Genomic DNA, 3,386 nt, shown 5'->3' with positions numbered 1-3,386 from the left:
ATCACACCTTCGAGATCGAGATAACGATAGTAGACCCTTCGTTCCGCCTTCGTTTCGACGCCGTCGTTGGTGTCTGCGGTTGCGGGTACGACTTGCGCCGATCGAGTGGGCGCGAATCGGCTTCGTCCTACTTGCCGCGCCAGGTCAGCCAGAGGTGAGCCGGTCCGGGCGTCTTTTGCCGGGGCGGTCGACGAAGGCGTGACGGCGCTGATTCGGGCCGTTCCGCCTGGCCGGTCAATCGAGTAGACCTTGCCGCCCTTGACGATCTGGATCTTGCTCCCGGCGCGATAAATGGCCATCACCTTTCGGACGTAGTTTCGCGTCTCGGGGTAGGGAGGAATTGTTCCGTAACGGCGCACGGGGGTGGCGCCGGCGTTGTAGGCCGCGAGAGCGAGGTGAAGCTCGCGGAACTCGTCGATGAGCTCCCGCAGGTGGGCGGTGCCCGCCCGAATGTTCTGCCACGGATCGAAGATGTTGTCGACGCCATACTGGCGCGCGGTCGCAGGCATGAGTTGCATGAGTCCGCGTGCCCCTTTGTGCGATTGCGCGAAACGATTGAATGCGGACTCGACCGCCATGACCGAGCGCACCAGCGCCGAGTCCACTCCGAAGGTTTGCGAGGCCTTGAGAATCAATGGGTCGTACTGGCCGTTGTAATGCCAGACCTTGCCCGCCTCCTCTGCCGTGCCATCAGCGATGAGTCTCATGCGGGAGTCGCTCAGCACGTTCGAGAGTATGAGCACGCCGTTGTCGTTCGTGTATCCGTATACCTGGGCGGCGGCGTCGACGACGGCGAAGGGGCCGGTCGCAATGAAAACGGTGGCGCCGAGACAGCCGAGCAAGCGCCACTTCGACCGGCGGACCCGCGCCGCCTGAGTCTGGTCGATCGACGAAGGGCGTGAGAGTTCCCCAGCCGTCACGCGGCCGGCGCTAGACACGCTGTCCCTCCAACGCGAGGCGGATCGCATCTCGACCTCGCTCGTAGAGCTCGGGAATGCGGTCGGGGAAACGGCCGCCCGCCTCTGCCCGTTCGGCTTTGCCGCCTCCTCTTCCTTCGATGATCGGAGCCAGCTCCTTCACGAGCTGATCGGCACGGATCTGGGAAGCGAGGCCCTCCGACACCTCGACGATGAGCGAGACTTTCTCTTCGTTGACGGCAGTGGAAATGACCGCCCAGGTGCGTTCCCGATTCTTTTCTTTGAAGGCATCGACGAGCTGGCGGTGCTGCTTCTTGTCTAGGTTTTGCACCGGGGGCGGGGTCCAGACGAGGACGTCTCCGATAGCCATCGTCGACTCCTCGCCTCGTGCCCGTGTGCCGAGAACGAGGCGCTTTTTCAGCTCTTCGTTTTCGCGCTCTTTGCGTTTCAGCTCGTCCTTTAGCTTGTCCACGGTGCTCAAGAGCTCGTCGGGCCGCGCCCTGAGGCTTCGGCTCAACTCGGTGACCAGGGCGCGATTGGAGCGAGCGAACTCGAGCGCGGCTCGACCCGTCAGGGCTTCGATGCGGCGAACTCCTGAAGAGATGGAAGACTCGCTCGTGATGACGAAGAATCCCGCTTCCCCGGTTCGGGAAAGATGGGTGCCTCCGCAGAGCTCGATGCTGAAATCGGGAATCTCGATGACCCGCACCCGATCACCGTACTTCTCACCGAAGAAAGCGATCGCCCCGCGGGCGAGAGCGTCGTCGATGGGAAGCACCGAGCTCTCCACGGCCAGATCCTCTTGAATTTTCTCGTTCACGCGGCCTTCGATCTGCTGGATCTCGGACGGCGAAAGCGGGGCGAAGTGAGAAAAGTCGAATCGAAGTCTATTGGGCGCTACCAACGAGCCCTTTTGTTTGACGTGCGGTCCCAGCGTTTCCCGAAGGGCGGCATGGAGCATATGGGTGATAGTGTGGTGTCGTTTCGCCCCTTCGCGCACGGTCTCGTTCACCGTGGCGACCACTCGCTGATCGACGCCGATGCTTCCCTTGGAGAGTCTCACCCGGTGAGAAATGAGCCCGCTCACTGGAGATTGCGTGTCGAGGACGTCGGCGGCGCCGTCCGGGCCCGCCAGGACTCCCTGATCACCCACTTGTCCTCCGCCCTCGGGGTAGAACGGTGTCACGTCCAGAAAGACCTCTCCCTCGTCTCCCTCGACGAGCTCGCGAACCTCGAGGCCATCCTTGGCAAGCGCGACCACCCGGGACTCGGGAATCTTCGTCGCGGAATATCCTTGGAAGCGCGACTCCCCTCGCGCTCTAATCTCGCCGTAGTGCGTGCGATCGGAAGCAGGGGAGCCCTTCTTCCAGGATTCTCGAGCTCTTTGCCGTTGCACCTCCATCGCTTCGTCGAAACCGGCTTCGTCTACCTCGATTCCATGTTCCGAGGCGATATCGGTCAGGAGATCGAACGGCACGCCGAAGGTGTCGTAGAGCTCGAATGCATGAGATCCCGGGAGAACGCGTTTCTCGGTGACCTCGGGGAGGCGGAGCTTCTCCTCGAGAACGGAGATTCCGGTTGAGAGCGTCGTACGAAACCGCTCTTCCTCGGACCGCACGACGCGTCCCACGAGCTCGCGCGAGAGCAGGAGATCCGGGTAGGGCTCCCGCATCTCCTCGATGACCCGAGTCGTCAGCTCGAACAGAAAGGGTTCATCGAGGCCCAGCTTCTTTCCGTGACGCATCGCCCGGCGGAGGATCTTCCTCAGCACATAACCGCGCCCGTCGTTCGATGGCATGACCCCGTCGGCGATCAAGAACGTCGCCGAACGAGCATGATCGGCGATGACCCGGAACGCGACGTCCTCGACCGAGCTCGATCCCCGGTAGCGTTTTCCCACGCGCTCCTCGATGGCTCGGAGTATCGGGGCGAAGATGTCGGTGTCATAGTTGCTCTCGACCCCCTGCACCACGGCTGTGATCCGTTCGAGCCCCATGCCGGTGTCGACGCTCGGTGCTGGTAACGGCCGGAGAGCTCCGTTGTCATCGCGATTGAACTGCATGAAGACGAGATTCCAGATCTCGAGCCAGCGGTCGCACTCACAGGCGACGCCCTTGCACCGTGTCTCGGTGCAGGGGAGGTGGTCGCCCTGGAAGTAATGAATCTCCGAGCACGGGCCGCAGGGGCCGGTGTCGCCCATGGACCAGAAGTTGTCCGCTCTCCCCAGCTCGTGGATTCGCTCCGTTGCGACGATCTCGGTCCAGAGCTCGTAAGCTTCGGCGTCACGGGGGACTTCCGAGTCTCCCTCGAAGATGGTGACCGCGAGCCGGGAAGGGCTGAGCTCGAACCGATCGACGAGAAGCTCCCAGGCGAAAGCAATCGCATCACGCTTGAAATAGTCGCCGAAGGAAAAATTGCCGAGCATCTCGAAGAAAGTGTGATGCCTTGCTGTGACGCCTACTTTCTCCA

The 3,386-nt window shown here is 62.2% G+C and carries 2 protein-coding genes; both read right to left on the bottom strand.

Going from position 1 to position 3,386, the window contains the following annotated elements:
* The coding region (locus VEK15_28065) for a lytic transglycosylase domain-containing protein (GenBank protein ID HXV64586.1) at positions 1 to 938 on the bottom strand (938 nt) is incomplete at its 3' end.
* The coding region (gene alaS / locus VEK15_28060; protein HXV64585.1) for an alanine--tRNA ligase at positions 931 to 3,386 on the bottom strand (2,456 nt) is incomplete at its 5' end. The genes VEK15_28065 and alaS, both read right to left, overlap by 8 nt.

Source organism: Vicinamibacteria bacterium (assembly GCA_035620555.1).
Classification (GTDB): Bacteria; Acidobacteriota; Vicinamibacteria; order Marinacidobacterales; family SMYC01; genus DASPGQ01.
The sequence above is the reverse complement of the archived record's forward strand: the minus strand, read 5'-3'. Positions and strand labels throughout refer to the sequence as shown.